General features: G+C 71.3%; 12 protein-coding genes. 6 read left to right on the top strand and 6 right to left on the bottom strand.

All coding sequences use genetic code 11. From position 1 onward, the window contains the following. Positions 1–60: 60 nt before the first annotated feature. Complete coding sequence (locus ACLLJJ_RS18815; RefSeq protein ID WP_434592821.1) at positions 61–831, bottom strand: L,D-transpeptidase family protein; 771 nt, start codon at positions 829–831, stop codon at positions 61–63. Between the two features lie 213 nt (positions 832–1,044). Beyond that, a complete protein-coding gene (aspS, locus tag ACLLJJ_RS18810) occupies positions 1,045–2,811 on the bottom strand; it encodes an aspartate--tRNA ligase (RefSeq protein WP_434592818.1) in 1,767 nt (588 codons plus the stop codon). A gap of 165 nt (positions 2,812–2,976) precedes the next feature. Here aspS and ACLLJJ_RS18805 point away from each other — a divergent pair, with 165 nt between their 5' ends. Further along, positions 2,977–5,115, top strand: coding sequence for a SpoIIE family protein phosphatase (locus tag ACLLJJ_RS18805; RefSeq protein WP_434592816.1), 2,139 nt, complete (start codon positions 2,977–2,979; stop codon positions 5,113–5,115). Here ACLLJJ_RS18805 and ACLLJJ_RS18800 read toward each other — a convergent pair. The 3 genes from ACLLJJ_RS18800 to ACLLJJ_RS18790 all read right to left on the bottom strand — a co-directional run bounded on the left by ACLLJJ_RS18800 (position 5,052) and on the right by ACLLJJ_RS18790 (position 7,994). Further along, on the bottom strand, positions 5,052–6,149 hold the full coding sequence (locus ACLLJJ_RS18800; RefSeq protein WP_434592813.1) for an AI-2E family transporter: 1,098 nt from the start codon (positions 6,147–6,149) through the stop codon (positions 5,052–5,054). The genes ACLLJJ_RS18805 and ACLLJJ_RS18800 overlap by 64 nt on opposite strands. Positions 6,150–6,385: 236 nt before the next feature. Further along, a complete protein-coding gene (locus ACLLJJ_RS18795; RefSeq protein ID WP_434592811.1) occupies positions 6,386–7,345 on the bottom strand; it encodes a pirin family protein in 960 nt (319 codons plus the stop codon). A gap of 181 nt (positions 7,346–7,526) precedes the next feature. Then, positions 7,527–7,994, bottom strand: coding sequence for an SseB family protein (locus ACLLJJ_RS18790; RefSeq protein ID WP_434592808.1), 468 nt, complete (start codon positions 7,992–7,994; stop codon positions 7,527–7,529). Positions 7,995–8,126: 132 nt separating this feature from the next. Between ACLLJJ_RS18790 and ACLLJJ_RS18785 the strand changes: the two genes are divergently transcribed. From ACLLJJ_RS18785 to ACLLJJ_RS18765, 5 genes are all read left to right on the top strand, one after another. Continuing rightward, positions 8,127–9,953, top strand: a complete 1,827-nt coding sequence (locus ACLLJJ_RS18785; protein WP_434592805.1) for an acyl-CoA dehydrogenase — start codon at positions 8,127–8,129, stop codon at positions 9,951–9,953. Between the two features lie 102 nt (positions 9,954–10,055). Next, positions 10,056–10,772, top strand: coding sequence for a hypothetical protein (locus ACLLJJ_RS18780; protein ID WP_434592802.1), 717 nt, complete (start codon positions 10,056–10,058; stop codon positions 10,770–10,772). A 108-nt stretch (positions 10,773–10,880) separates the two neighbouring features. Next, complete coding sequence (locus ACLLJJ_RS18775) at positions 10,881–12,173, top strand: M18 family aminopeptidase (protein ID WP_434592799.1); 1,293 nt, start codon at positions 10,881–10,883, stop codon at positions 12,171–12,173. Between the two features lie 118 nt (positions 12,174–12,291). Continuing rightward, positions 12,292–12,519 carry a DUF6458 family protein gene (locus ACLLJJ_RS18770; protein WP_434592796.1) on the top strand — a complete coding sequence of 76 codons (228 nt, stop codon included), beginning with the start codon at positions 12,292–12,294 and terminating at the stop codon, positions 12,517–12,519. A gap of 72 nt (positions 12,520–12,591) precedes the next feature. Further along, complete coding sequence (locus ACLLJJ_RS18765) at positions 12,592–13,956, top strand: BTAD domain-containing putative transcriptional regulator (protein WP_434592793.1); 1,365 nt, start codon at positions 12,592–12,594, stop codon at positions 13,954–13,956. A gap of 211 nt (positions 13,957–14,167) precedes the next feature. Here ACLLJJ_RS18765 and ACLLJJ_RS18760 read toward each other — a convergent pair whose 3' ends face one another. Beyond that, on the bottom strand, positions 14,168–15,943 hold the full coding sequence (locus ACLLJJ_RS18760) for a thioredoxin-like domain-containing protein (protein ID WP_434592790.1): 1,776 nt from the start codon (positions 15,941–15,943) through the stop codon (positions 14,168–14,170). Between the last annotated feature and the right edge of the window lie 22 nt (positions 15,944–15,965).

The following is a 15,965-nucleotide window of genomic DNA, read 5'->3' as shown; positions in this document are numbered from 1 at the left end:
GCACGGAGCCCTGCGCAGCAGGCCGTTTCACCCCCACGAGAGGGAGGCCGGCCCGCCCGCTCAGCGCGCCAGCGACGCCGCGTCGCCCATCACCACCACCGGCTGCTTCGCCGGGTCGACCCTGCGAAGCAGCGCCTTCATCGCGTCCTCCGTCAGCGAGACGCAGCCCTGCGTCGGGCCCTCGTGGTCGACGTGCAGCCAGATGCCGCCGCCCCGGTCCTCGCCGAGCGGACGGGCCCGGTCCAGCGGGGTGGTGCCCGGCTTGCGGTTGTAGTCGATGGCGATGACGTAGTCGAAGGAACCGGCGAGCGGTTCACCGAGCGCGCCCGTGCCGTCCGCCGTGAAGGCGGGGCTCTCGTCGTACGTGAGCTTCGTGCCCGGGTCCGACAGCAGACCGCCCGCGCCGGTCAGGCCGAACACCCCGGTCGGGGAGCGCAGGTCGTCCCGGTAGTGCTCGTCCGTCCAACCGTGCAGCGCGTTGTGCACGGGCCAGGACGGCCCCGGCCGCCACGGTCCGCCCTGGGCGTCGCGTTCGTACAGCACCGCGCTGCCCTTGTTCTCGTCGCGGCCCTCGCCGGTGACCACGAGCGCCTGCCGGGCGCCGTCCGGGACCTGGCCGCGGGTCCTGGGGCCGAGGCCGGGGAGTTCGACGAGGGGGCGGGGCGCCGAGCGGCCGGCGGCGGTGGCGCCGGGTCCGTTGGCGTCCGGGGGCGGTGACTGCCGGGTCGCCGGCGGGGCGCCACCGCTCTGGCAGCCGGAGAGCGCGATGCCCGCGGCGAGCAGCAGGGCGCCGAGGGCGCGGGGGTGCGTGCGGCGGCGTACGGCCGTCATCGGGCGGGCCTTTCTCGTTGCAGCATGCTGTCCGAGCCATCCTGTTCGGTCTCCCACAACCGTGGAACGCGGTGCGGCGCGGATCAGGTTGCCGCGCGGACAGGAACTGCCGGAGTGAAACACCCGCGGCATGGAAGAAGGGCCCGGAACCTGTTCGGTTCCGGGCCCTTTGTCCTTATGTGCCGGGACGATCGACGGATCTGCTCCGCGGACCTACTTGTCGGCCACCGGCTTGCGCAGCTGGATGTTGAGCTCCCGCAGGCGGGTCTCCTCCAGCGTCGTGGGCGCGCCCATCATCAGGTCCTGCGCGTTCTGGTTGAGCGGGAAGGCGATCGTCTCGCGGATGTTCGGCTCGTCGGCCAGCAGCATCACGATGCGGTCCACGCCCGGGGCGATGCCGCCGTGCGGCGGGGCGCCGAGGCGGAACGCGCGCAGCATGCCCGCGAACTCCCTCTCGACGGTCTCGGGCGCGTAGCCGGCGATCTCGAAGGCCTTGAGCATCAGGTCGGGCTCGTGGTTACGAATGGCGCCCGACGACAGCTCGATGCCGTTGCAGACGATGTCGTACTGGTACGCCAGGATGTCCAGCGGGTCCTTCTCCTCCAGGTCGGCGAGGCCGCCCTGGGGCATCGAGAAGGGGTTGTGCGAGAAGTCGATCCGGCCCGTCTCCTCGTCCTTCTCGTACATCGGGAAGTCGACGATCCAGCAGAACCGGAACACGCCCCCCTCGAAGTGACCGGCGCGCTTGGCGGCCTCGACCCGGACCGCCGACATGATCTTGGAGACCTCGTCGAACTCGCCGGCGCCGAAGAAGACCGCGTGGCCGGGCTCCAGGCCCAGCTTGGCGGTGAGCGCCTTGACGTCGTCCTCGGTGAGGAACTTCGCGATCGGGCCCGCGAGCGCGCCCTCTTCGCCGACGCGCACCCAGGCGAGGCCCTTGGCGCCGTGCTCGACGGCGTACTCACCCAGACCGTCGAAGAACTTGCGGGACTGGCCCGCGGTGTCCGGCACGGCCAGCGCGCGCACGTGCTTGCCGGCGAACGCCTTGAAACCGCTGTCGGCGAAGACGTCGGAGACGTCGACGAGCTCCAGCTTGGCGCGCAGGTCCGGCTTGTCGTTGCCGTACTTGACCATCGACTCGCGGAACGGGATGCGCGGGAACGGCGAGGTGACCGGGGCGCCGTTGCCGAACTCGGTGAAGAGCTCGGTCATCAGCTTCTCGATCGGCTGGAAGACGTCCTCCTGCTCGACGAAGCTCATCTCGACGTCGAGCTGGTAGAACTCGCCCGGCGAACGGTCGGCGCGGGCGTCCTCGTCACGGAAACACGGCGCGATCTGGAAGTAGCGGTCGAAGCCGGAGATCATCAGCAGCTGCTTGAACTGCTGCGGGGCCTGCGGCAGCGCGTAGAACTTGCCCGGGTTCAGCCGGGAGGGCACCACGAAGTCACGGGCGCCCTCGGGGGACGTCGCCGTGAGGATCGGGGTCGCCATCTCGTTGAAGCCGAGCGCCACCATCTTGGAGCGGATCGCGGCGATGACCGACGAGCGCAGCATGATGTTGCGGTGCATGCGCTCGCGGCGCAGGTCGAGGAAGCGGTACTCCAGGCGCCGCTCCTCGTTGACGCCGTCCTCGGCGTTGATGGTGAAGGGCAGCGGGGCCGCGGCGCCGAGCACCTCGACCTCGGTGACCTCGACCTCGATGTCGCCGGTGCCCAGCTCCGCGTTGACGTTGTCGGCGCCGCGCGCGGAGACCTTGCCGTCGATACGGACGACGGTCTCCTTGGTGATGGAGCTCAGGGCCTCGTTGGCCGGGGTGCCGGGGCGGGCGACGAGCTGCACCAGACCGTAGTGGTCGCGCAGATCGATGAAGAGGATGCCGCCCAGGTCTCGACGATTGTGCAGCCAGCCGCTCAGCCGGACGTCGGCGCCGACGTCAGAGGCGCGGAGCTCGCCGCACGTGTGGGACCTGTACCGATGCATCGTCGTTCATCCAGCCTTCGGGATTCGGGATCGTCTGGGCCCCCCAAGGTTACCGGTGCGCGCAGCCCATTTTTCTGGGGTTTCCCGGCGGCCCCGTCCGGGGGCGGTTTCCCGGAGGGTGGACCTCGGACGGCCGGTCCGGCCGCGACCTGTAAAGATGATGCAATGCGCACCGAGGACCTCCTGGCCGCCATCGCGACGGGACTGTGGCGCTGGGACAACGCTTCGGGGACGGTCACCCTCGACGCGGAGGCGGCCCGGCTCCTCGGCCTGCCCGCCGAGCCCACGACACTCGCGGAATCGGCCGTACGGTCCCGTTTCCACCCGGTCGACTGGAACGAGATCAACGGGGTGGTGAATCTCGCGGTCGCCGAGGGCACCCTCGCCGAGGCCCGGCTGCGGATCATGGACGAGGAAGGACGGCTGCTGCGTACGGTACGCAGCCGCTCCAAGCCCGTGGTCGACGGCGACAACTACACGCTGTTCGGCACCCTTCAGGAGGTCGCCGAGCAGCAGCCGGGATCCGCCGCCCGCACCCCCGTCACCGGCGACTGGCGGCGCTCCCGGGAGGCGTTCCTGCTCGACGCGGGCCGCGCGCTCGCCGAGGCCCGGTCGACCGCGGAGGTGCTGCGGGTCGCGGCCTCGCTGTCCATGCCGGGGTTCTCCCCGGACGGCCTCGCGGTGTTCGGCGCCGGGGGCGGCCGGATCAGGATCATCGGGCACCACGGGCACAACGCGGGCGACATGGGCCCGTTCTCCGACATGCCGCTGGACATGGACTACCCGGCGGCGGAGGTGGTCCGTACGGGACGGGCCATCTATCTGCCGTCGCCCGAGGAGTACCGGCGCCGCTACCCGGCCAGCTGGTCGCTCGCGCAGCGCTTCGAACGCCGCTCCTGGGCGTTCCTGCCGCTGATCGTCGCGGGCCGCACGATGGGCGCCTGGATGGCGGGGTTCGCCCACCCGGTGGGCTTCACCCCCGACGAGCGGTCCGTGCTGACGACGGTCGCGCGCATGCTGGCGCAGGCCCTGGCGCGGGCCGGCATCGCGGAGTCCGAGCGCGAGCTGTCGCAGGGCCTCCAGCGGGCGATGATGCCGACGCTGGGCCCGGAGATCCCCGGCATGAAGGTGGCGGCACGCTATGTGCCGACCGGTGGCGGGCTGCAGGTCGGCGGCGACTGGTACGACATGATTCCGCTGCCCAACGGGCGAATAGCGCTGGTCATCGGCGATGTACAGGGCCATGACGTGCACGCGGCCGGGCTGATGGGACAGCTGCGGATCGCGCTGCGCGCGTACGCGTCCGAGGGGCACCGCCCGGACGCCGTGCTGTCCCGGGCCTCCCGCTTCCTGCACGGCATCACCGGTACGTACGCGCCCGACGACCACATCAGCCCGCGCTTCGCGACCTGCCTGTACATCGAGGCCGACCCCGCCACGGGCATCCTCGACATCGCCCGCGCGGGCCACCCCGACCCGGCGGTCCGCATGGCCGACGGGACGGTGCTGGTACGGCCCACCGCGGGCGGGCTGCCGCTGGGCATCGACCCCGACACGGACTACCCCACGACGCGGCTCGTCCTGGAACCGGGCGAGACGATCATGATCTGTACGGACGGGCTCATCGAGACCGGCGGCCACGACCTCGACACGGGCTGGGCCAGGCTGCGGGCCATCTTGGAGGGCCACGCCGGGGACAACCTGGAGAAGCTCGCCGACACCCTCGTCGCCGCCGTGCACGGCCCCTCGTCGCACTACACCACGGGCCCGGTCGGGGAACGCCGCGAGGACGACATCGCGCTGCTGCTGCTCTGCCGCGAGGCGCTCGACGACAGCCTGGAGCCCGGCACCCTCCCGTCGGTCGGCGACCGGGGCCGGCGCACCGCGCTGACCGTCGCCCAGGCCGAGCCGGAGCGCATCGCCGGGGTCCGCCTGCAGGTGCGCGATCTGCTGCACGACTGGACGGGCTCCGAGCAGGTCGACTCGGCCGTGCTGATGGTCTCCGAGATGGTCACCAACGTCCTGGTCCACACGGACGGCGACGCACTGCTGGTCGCGGAGGTGACCGGCAGGCCCCGGCGGCTGCGCGTCGAGGTCGCGGACGCCAGCGACGAGCTGCCGCACCGGCGTCGCCCCGGCGAGATGGCGTCCAGCGGGCGCGGTCTGATGCTGATGGAAATGCTCGCGGACGCGTGGGGCGTGGACCCCAGGGGCGAGGGCAAGTCGATCTGGTTCGAGCTCTACGAGGTCGAGGGCCCGGACACCGGCGCGGAGGCCGCCCCGGGGGCGGGCCCGGCGGCGTAGCGCAGCCGGATCTCGGCGATCACCCCGACGGCCGCCGCTGTCAACGGCACCGCGAGCAGCATGCCGAGGATCCCGGCCACGGTGGCGCCCGCGGCGATGGCCAGCATGACGACGGCGGGGTGCATCTGGACCGTACGGCTCTGGATCACCGGCTGGAGGATGTGCCCTTCGAGGACCTGTACGGCCAGTACGATCCCCAGCGCCCACAGTGCGATCACGAAGCCGCGGTCGGCGAGCGCGACGAGGATCGCCACCGTCCCGGAGATGAACGCGCCGAGGTACGGGATGTACGCGCCCACGAACACCAGCGCCCCGAGCCCGACCGCGCCGGGCACCCGCAGGATCAGCAGCCCGACGGTGATGCACAGGGCGTCGATGAGCGCGATGAAGGTGGTCCCGCGCATGAAGCCCTCGACGGCCTCGAAGGCCCGGCGGGCGACCGCCTCCACGGTGTCGGCCGTGCTGCTCGGCGCGAGGGAGCGCAGCGCGCCGACGGCCCGGTCGGAGTCCCGCAGGAAGAAGAAGATCAGCAGCAGCGCGAGGACCGCGGTGGCGACCACGCCGCCGACGATGCCGATCCCGGTGAGCACTCCGGAGGCGGCGGACCCGCCGAACTTGGAGACCAGGTCCTTGAGGCTGGACGACATGTCGTCCAGCGAGGTGCCCTTGGCACCCAGCTTCCCGGCGACGTCGGTGGTGGCCTGCTTGACCGAGGCGATGATCTGGTCGCCGCTGTCGATCAGCGCGCCGACCACGATGTATCCGGCGCCCCCGACGACGGCGACCACGGCGGCGCAGGTCAGTCCGGCGGCCAGCGAACGCTGCACCTTCATCTTGACGAGCCGCCGGTGCAGGGGTCCGAGCAGCGCGGTGCCGAGGATGGCGAGCAGCACCGGCGTGACGGCGGCCTTGAGGGTGACGCACAACCAGATCCCGACCCCGGCGACCCCGGTGACGAGCAGCGCGACGACGCACCAAGCGGCGACGCGTCGGGCGGGCTCGGGGAGCAGAGGTGGTTTCTGATTGACCGTCACCAGTCCACCCGACCACGGGAAGGGGACGGGTGCGCGCGGGCCGGGCCACGTGGGTGACGCGGGGGGCGCGGACACCTCGCTCGGCCCGCGGGGCCGGACTCCGGCCGTCGGGGGCGGGCGCGGCGGACGAAAGGCCGGGGTGCCCCCTCGGGTGGAGGGGACACCCGGCCTTTCGGGGGCCGACGGCGGGATCCACCCGCAGGGGCCGGGCGGGCGGGCGCGGCTCGCCCCCGGGGTCAGGCGTGCGCCGCCGGTACGGTGCCGAGGCGGCCCGACTGGAAGTCTTCGACCGCCTGCTTGAGCTCGGCCTGGCTGTTCATCACGAACGGCCCGTAGTGCGCCATCGGCTCCCGGATCGGCCGGCCGCCGAGCAGCACGACCTCCATGTCCGGCGTGTTCGAGTCCTGCCGCTCGTCCGCGCGGACGATCAGCGACCCGCCCTCGCCGAAGACCGCGGTCTGGCCCTTGTGGACGGGGCGCCGCTCGGTACCGACCGAGCCGCGCCCGGCCAGCACGTACGCCAGCCCGTTGAAGTCCTCCCGCCACGGGAGTGCGACCTCCGCGCCGGGCCGGATCGTCGCGTGGATCATCGTGATCGGGGTGTGGGTGACACCCGGACCCTGATGCCCGTCCAGCTCACCCGCGATGACGCGCAGCAGCGCACCGCCGTCGGGCGAGGCGAGCAGCTGGACCTGGCCGCCGCGGATGTCCTGGTAGCGGGGGGCCATCATCTTGTCGCTCGCCGGGAGGTTCACCCACAGCTGAAGGCCGTGGAAGAGACCGCCGGACATGACCAGCGACTCCGGCGGCGCCTCGATGTGCAGCAGGCCGGACCCGGCGGTCATCCACTGAGTGTCGCCGTTCTGGATCGTGCCGCCGCCACCGTTGCTGTCCTGGTGAATAAACGTTCCGTCAATCAGGTACGTGACGGTCTCGAAGCCGCGGTGGGGATGCCAGGGCGTGCCCTTGGGCTCGCCCGCCGCGTACTCCACCTCGCCCATCTGGTCCATCATGATGAACGGATCGAGGTGCTGGTAGTTGATGCCGGAGAAGGCCCGGCGGACCGGGAAGCCCTCTCCCTCGAAGCCGCTGGGGGCGGTCGTGACGGCCAGCACGGGACGCGGACGCGCCACCCCCTCGGCCGGTACTCCGACCTTCGGCAGGGTCAACGGGTTCTCTACGGTCACTGCGGGCACGACAGCCTCCTTCAGGTTGTCCATCATTCAACTTAGTTGAAGGGTGAACTTCCCGCAAGAGTGTCCTATTCCCACGAGCGCCCGAGGGGCGCCCGAACGCCGAAGGGGCGGCCGGGCACCCAAGAGGTACCCGGCCCCGCCCGCACAACCCCGGCTCTAGCCGCTTGCGCCGTAATGGCGCTCAGCCATACATCCGACGCATCGCGAAGTCGACCATCTGCTCCACCGCCTTCGCGTCGAACACCATCCGGTGCTCGCCCTCCATGTCGAGGACGAAGCCGTACCCGGTGGGCAGCAGGTCGACCACCTCCGCGCCGGTGATCACGAAGTACTTGGACTCCTTGCCCGCGTACCTGCGCAGCTCCTTGAGCGAGGTGAACATCGGGATGACCGGCTGCTGGGTGTTGTGCAGCGCGAGAAATCCCGGATTGTCGCCGCGCGGGCAGTAGACCTTCGACGTGGCGAAGATCTGCTGGAAGTCCTCGGCGGACAGCGATCCGGTGGTGAAGGCGCGCACACCGTCGGCGAGCGAGGGCGGAGACGGCTCCGGGTAGAGCGGCTGCTCCGGGTAGCCGCCCTGGGGCTGAGGCTGCGGCGGCGCGTACTGCTGCTGCTGCTGCCCTGCCTGGTTCTGGTCGTAGCCGTACATGCGCACAAGCGTACTTAGTCACAGATGCGCGAGGAGAGGTTGCTTCTTATTACCGACGGGTAGCATGATGATAGCTACTGATTGGTATGCGTACGAGCATCCTTCCTCCCGAACCCTTACGGAGCCGTCGTCATGGGGCACTACAAGTCGAATCTCCGCGACATCGAGTTCAACCTCTTCGAGGTACTCGGCCGCGACAAGCTGTACGGCACCGGCCCGTTCGCGGAGATGGACGTCGAGACCGCCAAGAGCATCCTCGACGAAATCGCTCGTCTCGCCGAGAACGACCTGGCCGCGTCCTTCACCGACGCCGACCGCAACCCGCCGGTCTTCGACCCGGCGACGAACACCGCGCCGGTCCCCGCCGCGTTCAAGAAGAGCTACCAGGCCTACATGGACTCCGAGTACTGGCGTCTGGGCATCCCCGAGGAAATCGGCGGGACCACCGCCCCCGCGACGCTGATCTGGGCGTACGCGGAGCTGATCCTCGGCGCGAACCCGGCGGTGTGGATGTACTCGTCCGGCCCGGCCTTCGCCGGCATCATGTTCACCGAGGGCACCGACGAGCAGAAGCGGGCCGCGAAGATCGCGGTCGAGAAGCAGTGGGGCTCCACCATGGTCCTCACCGAGCCGGACGCCGGCTCGGACGTCGGCGCCGGCCGCACGAAGGCCGTGCCGCAGGACGACGGCTCCTGGCACATCGAGGGCGTGAAGCGCTTCATCACGTCCGGCGAGCACGACATGTCGGAGAACATCCTTCACTACGTCCTCGCGCGCCCCGAGGGCGCGGGACCGGGCACCAAGGGCCTGTCCCTCTTCATGGTGCCCAAGTACGACTTCGACTTCGAGACCGGCGAGCTGGGCGAGCGCAACGGCGTCTACGCCACGAACGTCGAGCACAAGATGGGCCTCAAGGCCTCCAACACCTGCGAGATGACCTTCGGCGACCAGCGCCCTGCCAAGGGCTACCTGATCGGCGACCGGCACGACGGCATCCGCCAGATGTTCCGCATCATCGAGCTCGCCCGCATGATGGTCGGCACGAAGGCCATCGCGACGCTCTCCACGGGCTACCTGAACGCCCTGGAGTACGCCAAGGAGCGCGTCCAGGGTCCCGACCTGGCGAACTTCATGGACAAGGCCGCCCCCAAGGTCACCATCACGCACCACCCCGACGTCCGCCGCTCGCTCATGACGCAGAAGGCGTACGCCGAGGGCATGCGCGCCCTGGTCCTCTACACCGCGTCCGTCCAGGACGAGATCGCCGCCCAGGAAGCCGCGGGCGAGGACGTCTCGGCGCTCAGCGGCCTGAACGACCTGCTGCTGCCGATCGTCAAGGGCTACGGCTCCGAGAAGTCCTACGAGCAGCTCGCGCAGTCCCTGCAGACCTTCGGCGGCTCCGGCTACCTGCAGGAATACCCGATCGAGCAGTACATCAGGGACGCCAAGATCGACACCCTCTACGAGGGCACCACCGCGATCCAGGGCCAGGACTACTTCTTCCGGAAGATCGTCCGTAACCAGGGCGCCGCGCTGAACACGCTCGCCGAGAACATCAAGAAGTTCCTCGCGGTCGGCACCGGCGGCGAGGGCCTGGCCACGGCCCGCGACTCGCTCGCCAAGGCGGCCGTGGACCTGGAGGCCATCGTCGGCGCCATGCTGACCGACCTCGCGGCCACCGAGCAGGACGTCAAGTCCATCTACAAGGTCGGCCTCAACACCACCCGGCTGCTGATGGCCTCCGGTGACGTCGTCGTCGGCTACCTGCTGCTCAAGGGCGCCGCAGTGGCCGCCGAGAAGCTGCCGACCGCGTCCCCGAAGGACGTCCCCTTCTACACCGGCAAGATCGCCGCCGCGAAGTTCTTCGCCGAGAACGTCCTGCCGGGCGTCTCGGTGCAGCGCGCGCTGGCCGAGTCCGTCGACCAGTCCCTGATGGAGCTGGACGAGGCGGCCTTCTAGGCGAAACTCGGCCAACGCCCGAATCAACCGCCCACAGCGGGCCGGGACCTTCTTTCCGAAGGTCGCGGCCCGTTGTCGGTGGCACGTGCGACGCTGGACAACATGAGTCCCAAGGAATCCCGCAGAGGCGGAGGCTACTCCGTCCCGGCCGGCCGGCCGTACGCGCTGGGCGAGCTGCGCGGAAAGCTCGGCTCGGTGGGCGACCTGGTCCGCGAGCTGTACGACGGCTCACACCCCCTTGAGTACGAGCCGGTGGCCGACACCCTCTATGTCGCGTTCAAGACGGCCGCCGACCTGGCCCCGGTCAAGAGCCACACCGGCTGCGCCCAGCACCCCAACGGCGCCCTCGACCCCGAGGCCCCGGCGGGCTGGGGCCGCTGCCTGCTCTGCAACGGCCGCCGCCGCCGCGGCGAGCGCAGCATCCCCGCGCCGGCCGAGCAGCGCCGCCTCGGCTACCCCGTGCCCGACCCGCCGTACACGCCGGACATCCTCAAGCACCACCTCCAGCTGGTCAACGACCAGGCGTTCGCCGTGTCCGTCTCCTCCCCCGCCGAGCAGTACGTCGAGCTGGCGGACACCCTGCACCGCGCGTTCATCGTGGCCCGCGAGCTCTCCCGGCCGCGCAACGCGTCGGGCTGCTCCGAGCACCCCGGCTCGCCCATCGACCCGACCGCGCCCCCCGGCGAGGGCTGCCTCTTCTGCGTGGGCCGCCGCCAGCAGCAGCAGCGCCCGCCCGGAGCGCCCCGCATGCTGCCGCCGCTGCGCCGCGGCGAACGCCGCACGATGCAGCGCCGGTTCGACCGTCCGCCCGGTCTGTAGGCCGCAAAGACCTCTGTCGCCCGCCCACTTCACCCTCACTTCACCCTCGCGAAATCCCTCCCCCAGTCCCTGAGGCAGGCGCCTCGGGCCCCTAGTTATGGTGATCCCATGAGCGCATCCGTCCGCTTCGATCGCGGCCACACCGACGACCTGATGACCTTCCTGGCGGCCAACCCGTCGCCGTACCACGCCGTGGCCGACGCCGCGGAGCGACTGGAGAAGGCCGGTTTCCGGCACGTCGCCGAAAGCGAAGTCTGGGATGCGACAACGGGTGGAAAGTACGTACTGCGCGGCGGCGCGCTCATTGCCTGGTACGTACCTGAGGGCGCCGACGCCCACACGCCGTTCCGGATCATCGGCGCGCACACGGACTCGCCGCACCTGCATGTGAAACCGCAGCCCGACATGGGCACCCAGGGCTGGCGGCAGGTCGCCGTCGAGATCTACGGCGGACCGCTGCTCAACACCTGGCTCGACCGGGACCTGGGCATCGCGGGCCGGCTGATCCTGCGCGACGGCTCGCACCGCCTGGTGAACATCGACCGGCCGCTGCTGCGCGTCCCGCAGCTGGCCGTGCACATGGACCGCTCGGTCAACACCGAGGGCCTCAAGCTCGACAAGCAGCGGCACATGCAGCCGATCTGGGGACTCGGCCAGGTCGCCGAGGGCGACCTGATCCGGTTCCTGGAGCAGGAGGAGGGCATCGCCGCCGGCGACGTCATCGGCTGGGACCTGCTGGCGCACGCCCTCGAAGCCCCGTCGTACCTGGGCCGTGACCGCGAGATGGTGGCCGGCCCCCGCATGGACAACCTGATCTCGGTGCACGCGGGGGTCGCCGCGCTCGCCGCGTCCGCCGGCGCGGACGGTCTCACCAGCATCCCCGTGCTGGCCGCCTTCGACCACGAGGAGAACGGCTCGCAGTCGGACACCGGCGCGGACGGGCCGCTGCTCGGCACGGTCCTGGAGCGCTCCGTGTTCGCCCGCGGCGGCAGCTACGAGGACAAGGCCCGCGCCTTCGCCTCGACGGTCTGTCTGTCCTCCGACACCGGACACGCCGTCCACCCCAACTACCCGGAGCGCCACGACCCAACGCACCACCCGCAGGTCAACGGCGGCCCCATCCTGAAGGTCAACGTCAACATGCGGTACGCCACGGACGGCGGCGGGCGGGCCGTGTTCGCGGCGGCCTGCGAGAAGGCCGAAGTGCCCTGGCAGAACTTCGTGTCGAACAACTCCGTGCCGTGCGGCACCACGATCGGCCCGATCACCGCCGCCAGGCACGGCATCCAGACCGTCGACATCGGCGTCGCGATCCTCTCCATGCACAGCGCCCGCGAGCTGTGCGGGGCGGACGACCCCTACCTCCTGGCCAACGCGATGACCGCCTTCCTCAAGGTCTGAGGAGCCCCGAGAAGTCGAACGGCGCCTCCGAGCATGGCTGTTCCGGGTCCGGGTACGCGATGACGGACCGAGACGTTCCGAACCGGGAACAGCCAATCGAAGTCCGGAGGCGAGTCATATGGGCCTGGGTGGCTGTATAGCCCTAGTCGTGGTGGGAGCGATCCTCACGTTTGCCACCGACTGGCAAATGGAGGGCGTCAATCTCCGCATGGTCGGGTTGATCATGATGCTGGTCGGCATCATCGGCATCGCCGTGTACACCAGCGTGCTGAAGCGGCGCCGCACCACGCATCTGTCCGCTCCCGACGCCCCGATCGTGGAGGAGCGCCACCGCCGCTACGAGTGACCGGCGCACCGGTGCAACCACAGGCCAGAACCGAGCGCCACGGCGGTATTCTTGCCTCCTCAACAAGGGGGAATGCCTGTGGAGTTCCGGTTGCTCGGAGCCGTATCCGTCGCCACCGAATCCGAAGAGCTTTCCCTGGGGCCCGCCAAGCGCCGTAGCATGCTGGCCGCGCTGCTCCTGCGGGCCAACACGGTGGTCACCACCGACCAGCTGATCGAGGCCAGTTGGGAGCACGCCCCGCCCGCCCACGCCCACACCGTCGTCCAGAGCCACGTCTCGCACCTGCGGACGCTCCTGCACGACGGCGGCGCGGCCGGGCGGGGCGTCGAACTGACCGCGCAGGGACCGGCGGCGTACGTCCTGCGCCTGACCGGTCCCCAACTCGACGCGCACCGCTTCGACGAACTGGTGCGGCTCGCCGCCCACCAGCGGCGCCCCGCCGACAGCATCCTGATGCTGCGTGAGGCCCTCGCTCTGTGGCGGGGGCCCGCACTGGCCGGCACCGTCGACAGCGAGCCACTGCGTGCCGCCGCCCACACCCTGACGGAGACCCGGCTGCTCACCGTCGAGGATCTGGCCCACCGCTACGGGCAGTTGGGCGAGCACACCAGGGCCGTCACCGTGCTGCGCGCCGAGGCCGTCGCGCACCCGATGCGCGAATCCCTGGCCGGCGCGCTGATGGTGGCGCTGTACCGGGCGGGGCGCCGGCCGGACGCCATCGACTGGTACCACCGCACCCGGCGGCTGCTCGCGGACGAGATCGGGGCGGCCCCCGGCCGGGTGCTCCAGGAGGCGTACGGACTGATCCTGCAGCACGAGGAGCCCGGCCCGACGGACCACCGTGCGCCCAACGCCCCAGCCCCTTCGGCCGCTCCGCCCCGGGAACGCCCTCCGGGGCAGGGCCGCCGGACGACGGAGCCGCACCTGGAGCTGGCCCCACCCCCCGAGGAGACCGCCGCCCCGGGCAAGCGGGCCGACGAAGCGGTCGGGCTCGTCAACCTGGCCGTCGCGCAGGCGGCGGGCGACGACCTGGCCGAGGCCCGCGAGAGCTGCGCCCGCGCCGTGGCCCTCGCCCAACAGGCCGACGACCGCCAGACGGAGATCCTGGCCTACCAGCATCTCGCCCGGCACTGTCTGACCGCGGGCGCCCACGAGGAGGCGCTGCGCCACGCGGAGAGCGGCCTCGCCCTGCGCCTCGGTGACGGCTCCATGACCCGGCGCGTCCTGCTGTTCACCGCGCGCGGCGAAGCCCTGGCCGCGCTGGGCAAGTGCGAGGAGGCCCTGATGCAGCTGATGGGGGCCGCGGGGCTCGCGGAGCGCGAGGGGTACGACGAGGGCGCCTGCGGCGCGCTGTCCGTACTGCTGCGGATGACGGCCGAGGAGGAGTACCAGCAGCGCTACGAACAGGCGCTGGCCCGGCTGGCGGCGGCCCGCTGAGCAACGGGCCGCCGACTCGACGGACCGCTCCCACCCGCCCCCGTTCCACCGGCTCCGCCTTCGGTACCCGCGGGCTCACCCGCCCGTCCAGCCGGCCCCGCCCTCGGTACCCGCGGGCTCACCCGGCCGTACTGGGCGGACCTGCCCGGCCGGACCGGAGGGCCCGCGCGCCCGTCCCCGGCCGCTCTCCCCGCTCAGCCCCCCGGCCGCCTCACGCGTCCATCCCCGCGAGCACCAGCGCCAGCCGGTCCGTCCCCGCCGCGGTCACGACGACCGGAACGCCCCAGTCCTGCTGATGCACATGACAGGCCGGGTACTCGTTCGCCGGGTCGTCGTCGCACGAGGCGGCCATCGCCGAGACGTGCAGCACACCCTCGGTGACCTCGGGGTTCAGCTCCAGCTCCCGGCTCAGGTCGGCCCCGGCGCCGTCCCCCGCGACCAGCAGCTCGGCAGGTGTGGCCGACACCAGCAGCCTCGACGACGGACCGTAGCGGGTGTCCAGCTTCTGGCCGGCCGGCGCCCGGAACACCACGTCGAGCAGCAGCTTCCCCGGCGCCACCTCGGTCGCCGCACGCTGCGTCCGGTGGGCCACGGCCTCCACCCGCACCGCCTCCTCGGGCAGCCGCAGCCGGGTCAGTCGGTGGCGCGCGGACTCGACGACCACGATGTCGTCCCCGATCAGCACGGCGTCGCTCGGCTCCCGCAGATCCGTGGCCAGGGTCGTCACCTCGCCGGACGCCGGGTCGTAGCGCCGGAGCGCGTGGTTGTAGGTGTCGCTGACCGCCACCGACCCGTCGGGCAGCGCCGTCACACCGAGCGGGTGCTGGAGGAGGGCCTGACCGGCCGGGCCGTCGCGGTGCCCGAAGTCGAAGAGCCCGGTCCCGACGGCCGTGTGCACCACCAGGTCGAGGTCGACGTACCGCAGGGCGCTCGTCTCGGAGTCGGCCACCCACAGCCGGTCCTCGGTCGCCGCGAGCCCGGAGGGCTGCGCGAACCACGCCTCGGCCGCGGGCCCGTCCACCAGACCCTCGTTGGTCGTCCCGGCCGCCGCCGCGACGACGCCGGTCCCCGGGTCGTACGTCCACAGCTGGTGCACGCCGGCCATCGCGATCCACACCTTGCCCGCGAACCAGGCCACGTCCCAGGGCGAGGACAGCGCGACGTCGAGCGCGGGCCCCGAGTCCGGGGACCCCTGCCACCACTGTCTGCCGGTACCGGCGACGGTCTCGATGGCGCCGGTCGCGGGGTCGAACGTACGGAGCCGGTGGTTGACCGTGTCGGCCACCACGACCAGGCCGTCCGGCAGCAGCGCGAGGCCCTGCGGCTCCTTGAAGTCGCCAGGTCCGCCGATCCGCCGCAGGACGCTCTCGCCGTCCGCCGCCAGCTCGACCAGCTGGTGCCGCGTCGAGTCCGAGACCAGGAAGGTGCCGGTGTCGGGCAGCAGTATCGCCTTGCCCGGGAAGCGCAGATCGGTGGCGACCGGCTCGGGCGCGACATACGGCCCGTCGCCGCGCCGCAGCGTGCCCTTCGCGCCGTGCTCCGCCTCCAGCTCCTCGACGAGCTTCTCGATGGCGTGCGCGTGCCCCTCGCCCGCGTGCTGCGCGACGACGTACCCCTCGGGGTCGATGACCACGAGCGTGGGCCAGGCCCGCACGGCGTACTGCTTCCAGGTCGCGAGCTCGGGGTCGTCGAGGACGGGGTGGTGGACCTCGTAGCGCTCGACGGCGTCGACGACCGCCTGGTGCTCGGCCTCGTGCACGAACTTCGGCGAGTGAACGCCGATGATCACCACCGTGTCCCGGTGCTTCTCCTCCAGCTCGCGCAGCTCGTCGAGGACATGCAGGCAGTTGATGCAACAGAAGGTCCAGAAGTCGAGGACGACGATGCGTCCTCGCAGCTCGGCGAGGGTGTACTGCCTGTCGCCTGTATTGAGCCAGCCGCCCTTGCCGATCAGTTCGGGGGCCCGGACACGTGCACGTGATGCCATACCCCTATCCAACATCACGTCC

Source organism: Streptomyces sp. A5-4, assembly GCF_051131715.1.
Classification (GTDB): Bacteria; Actinomycetota; Actinomycetes; order Streptomycetales; family Streptomycetaceae; genus Streptomyces.
Note: the sequence above shows the minus strand (reverse complement) of the source record. Positions and strands in the feature narration are given on the sequence as shown.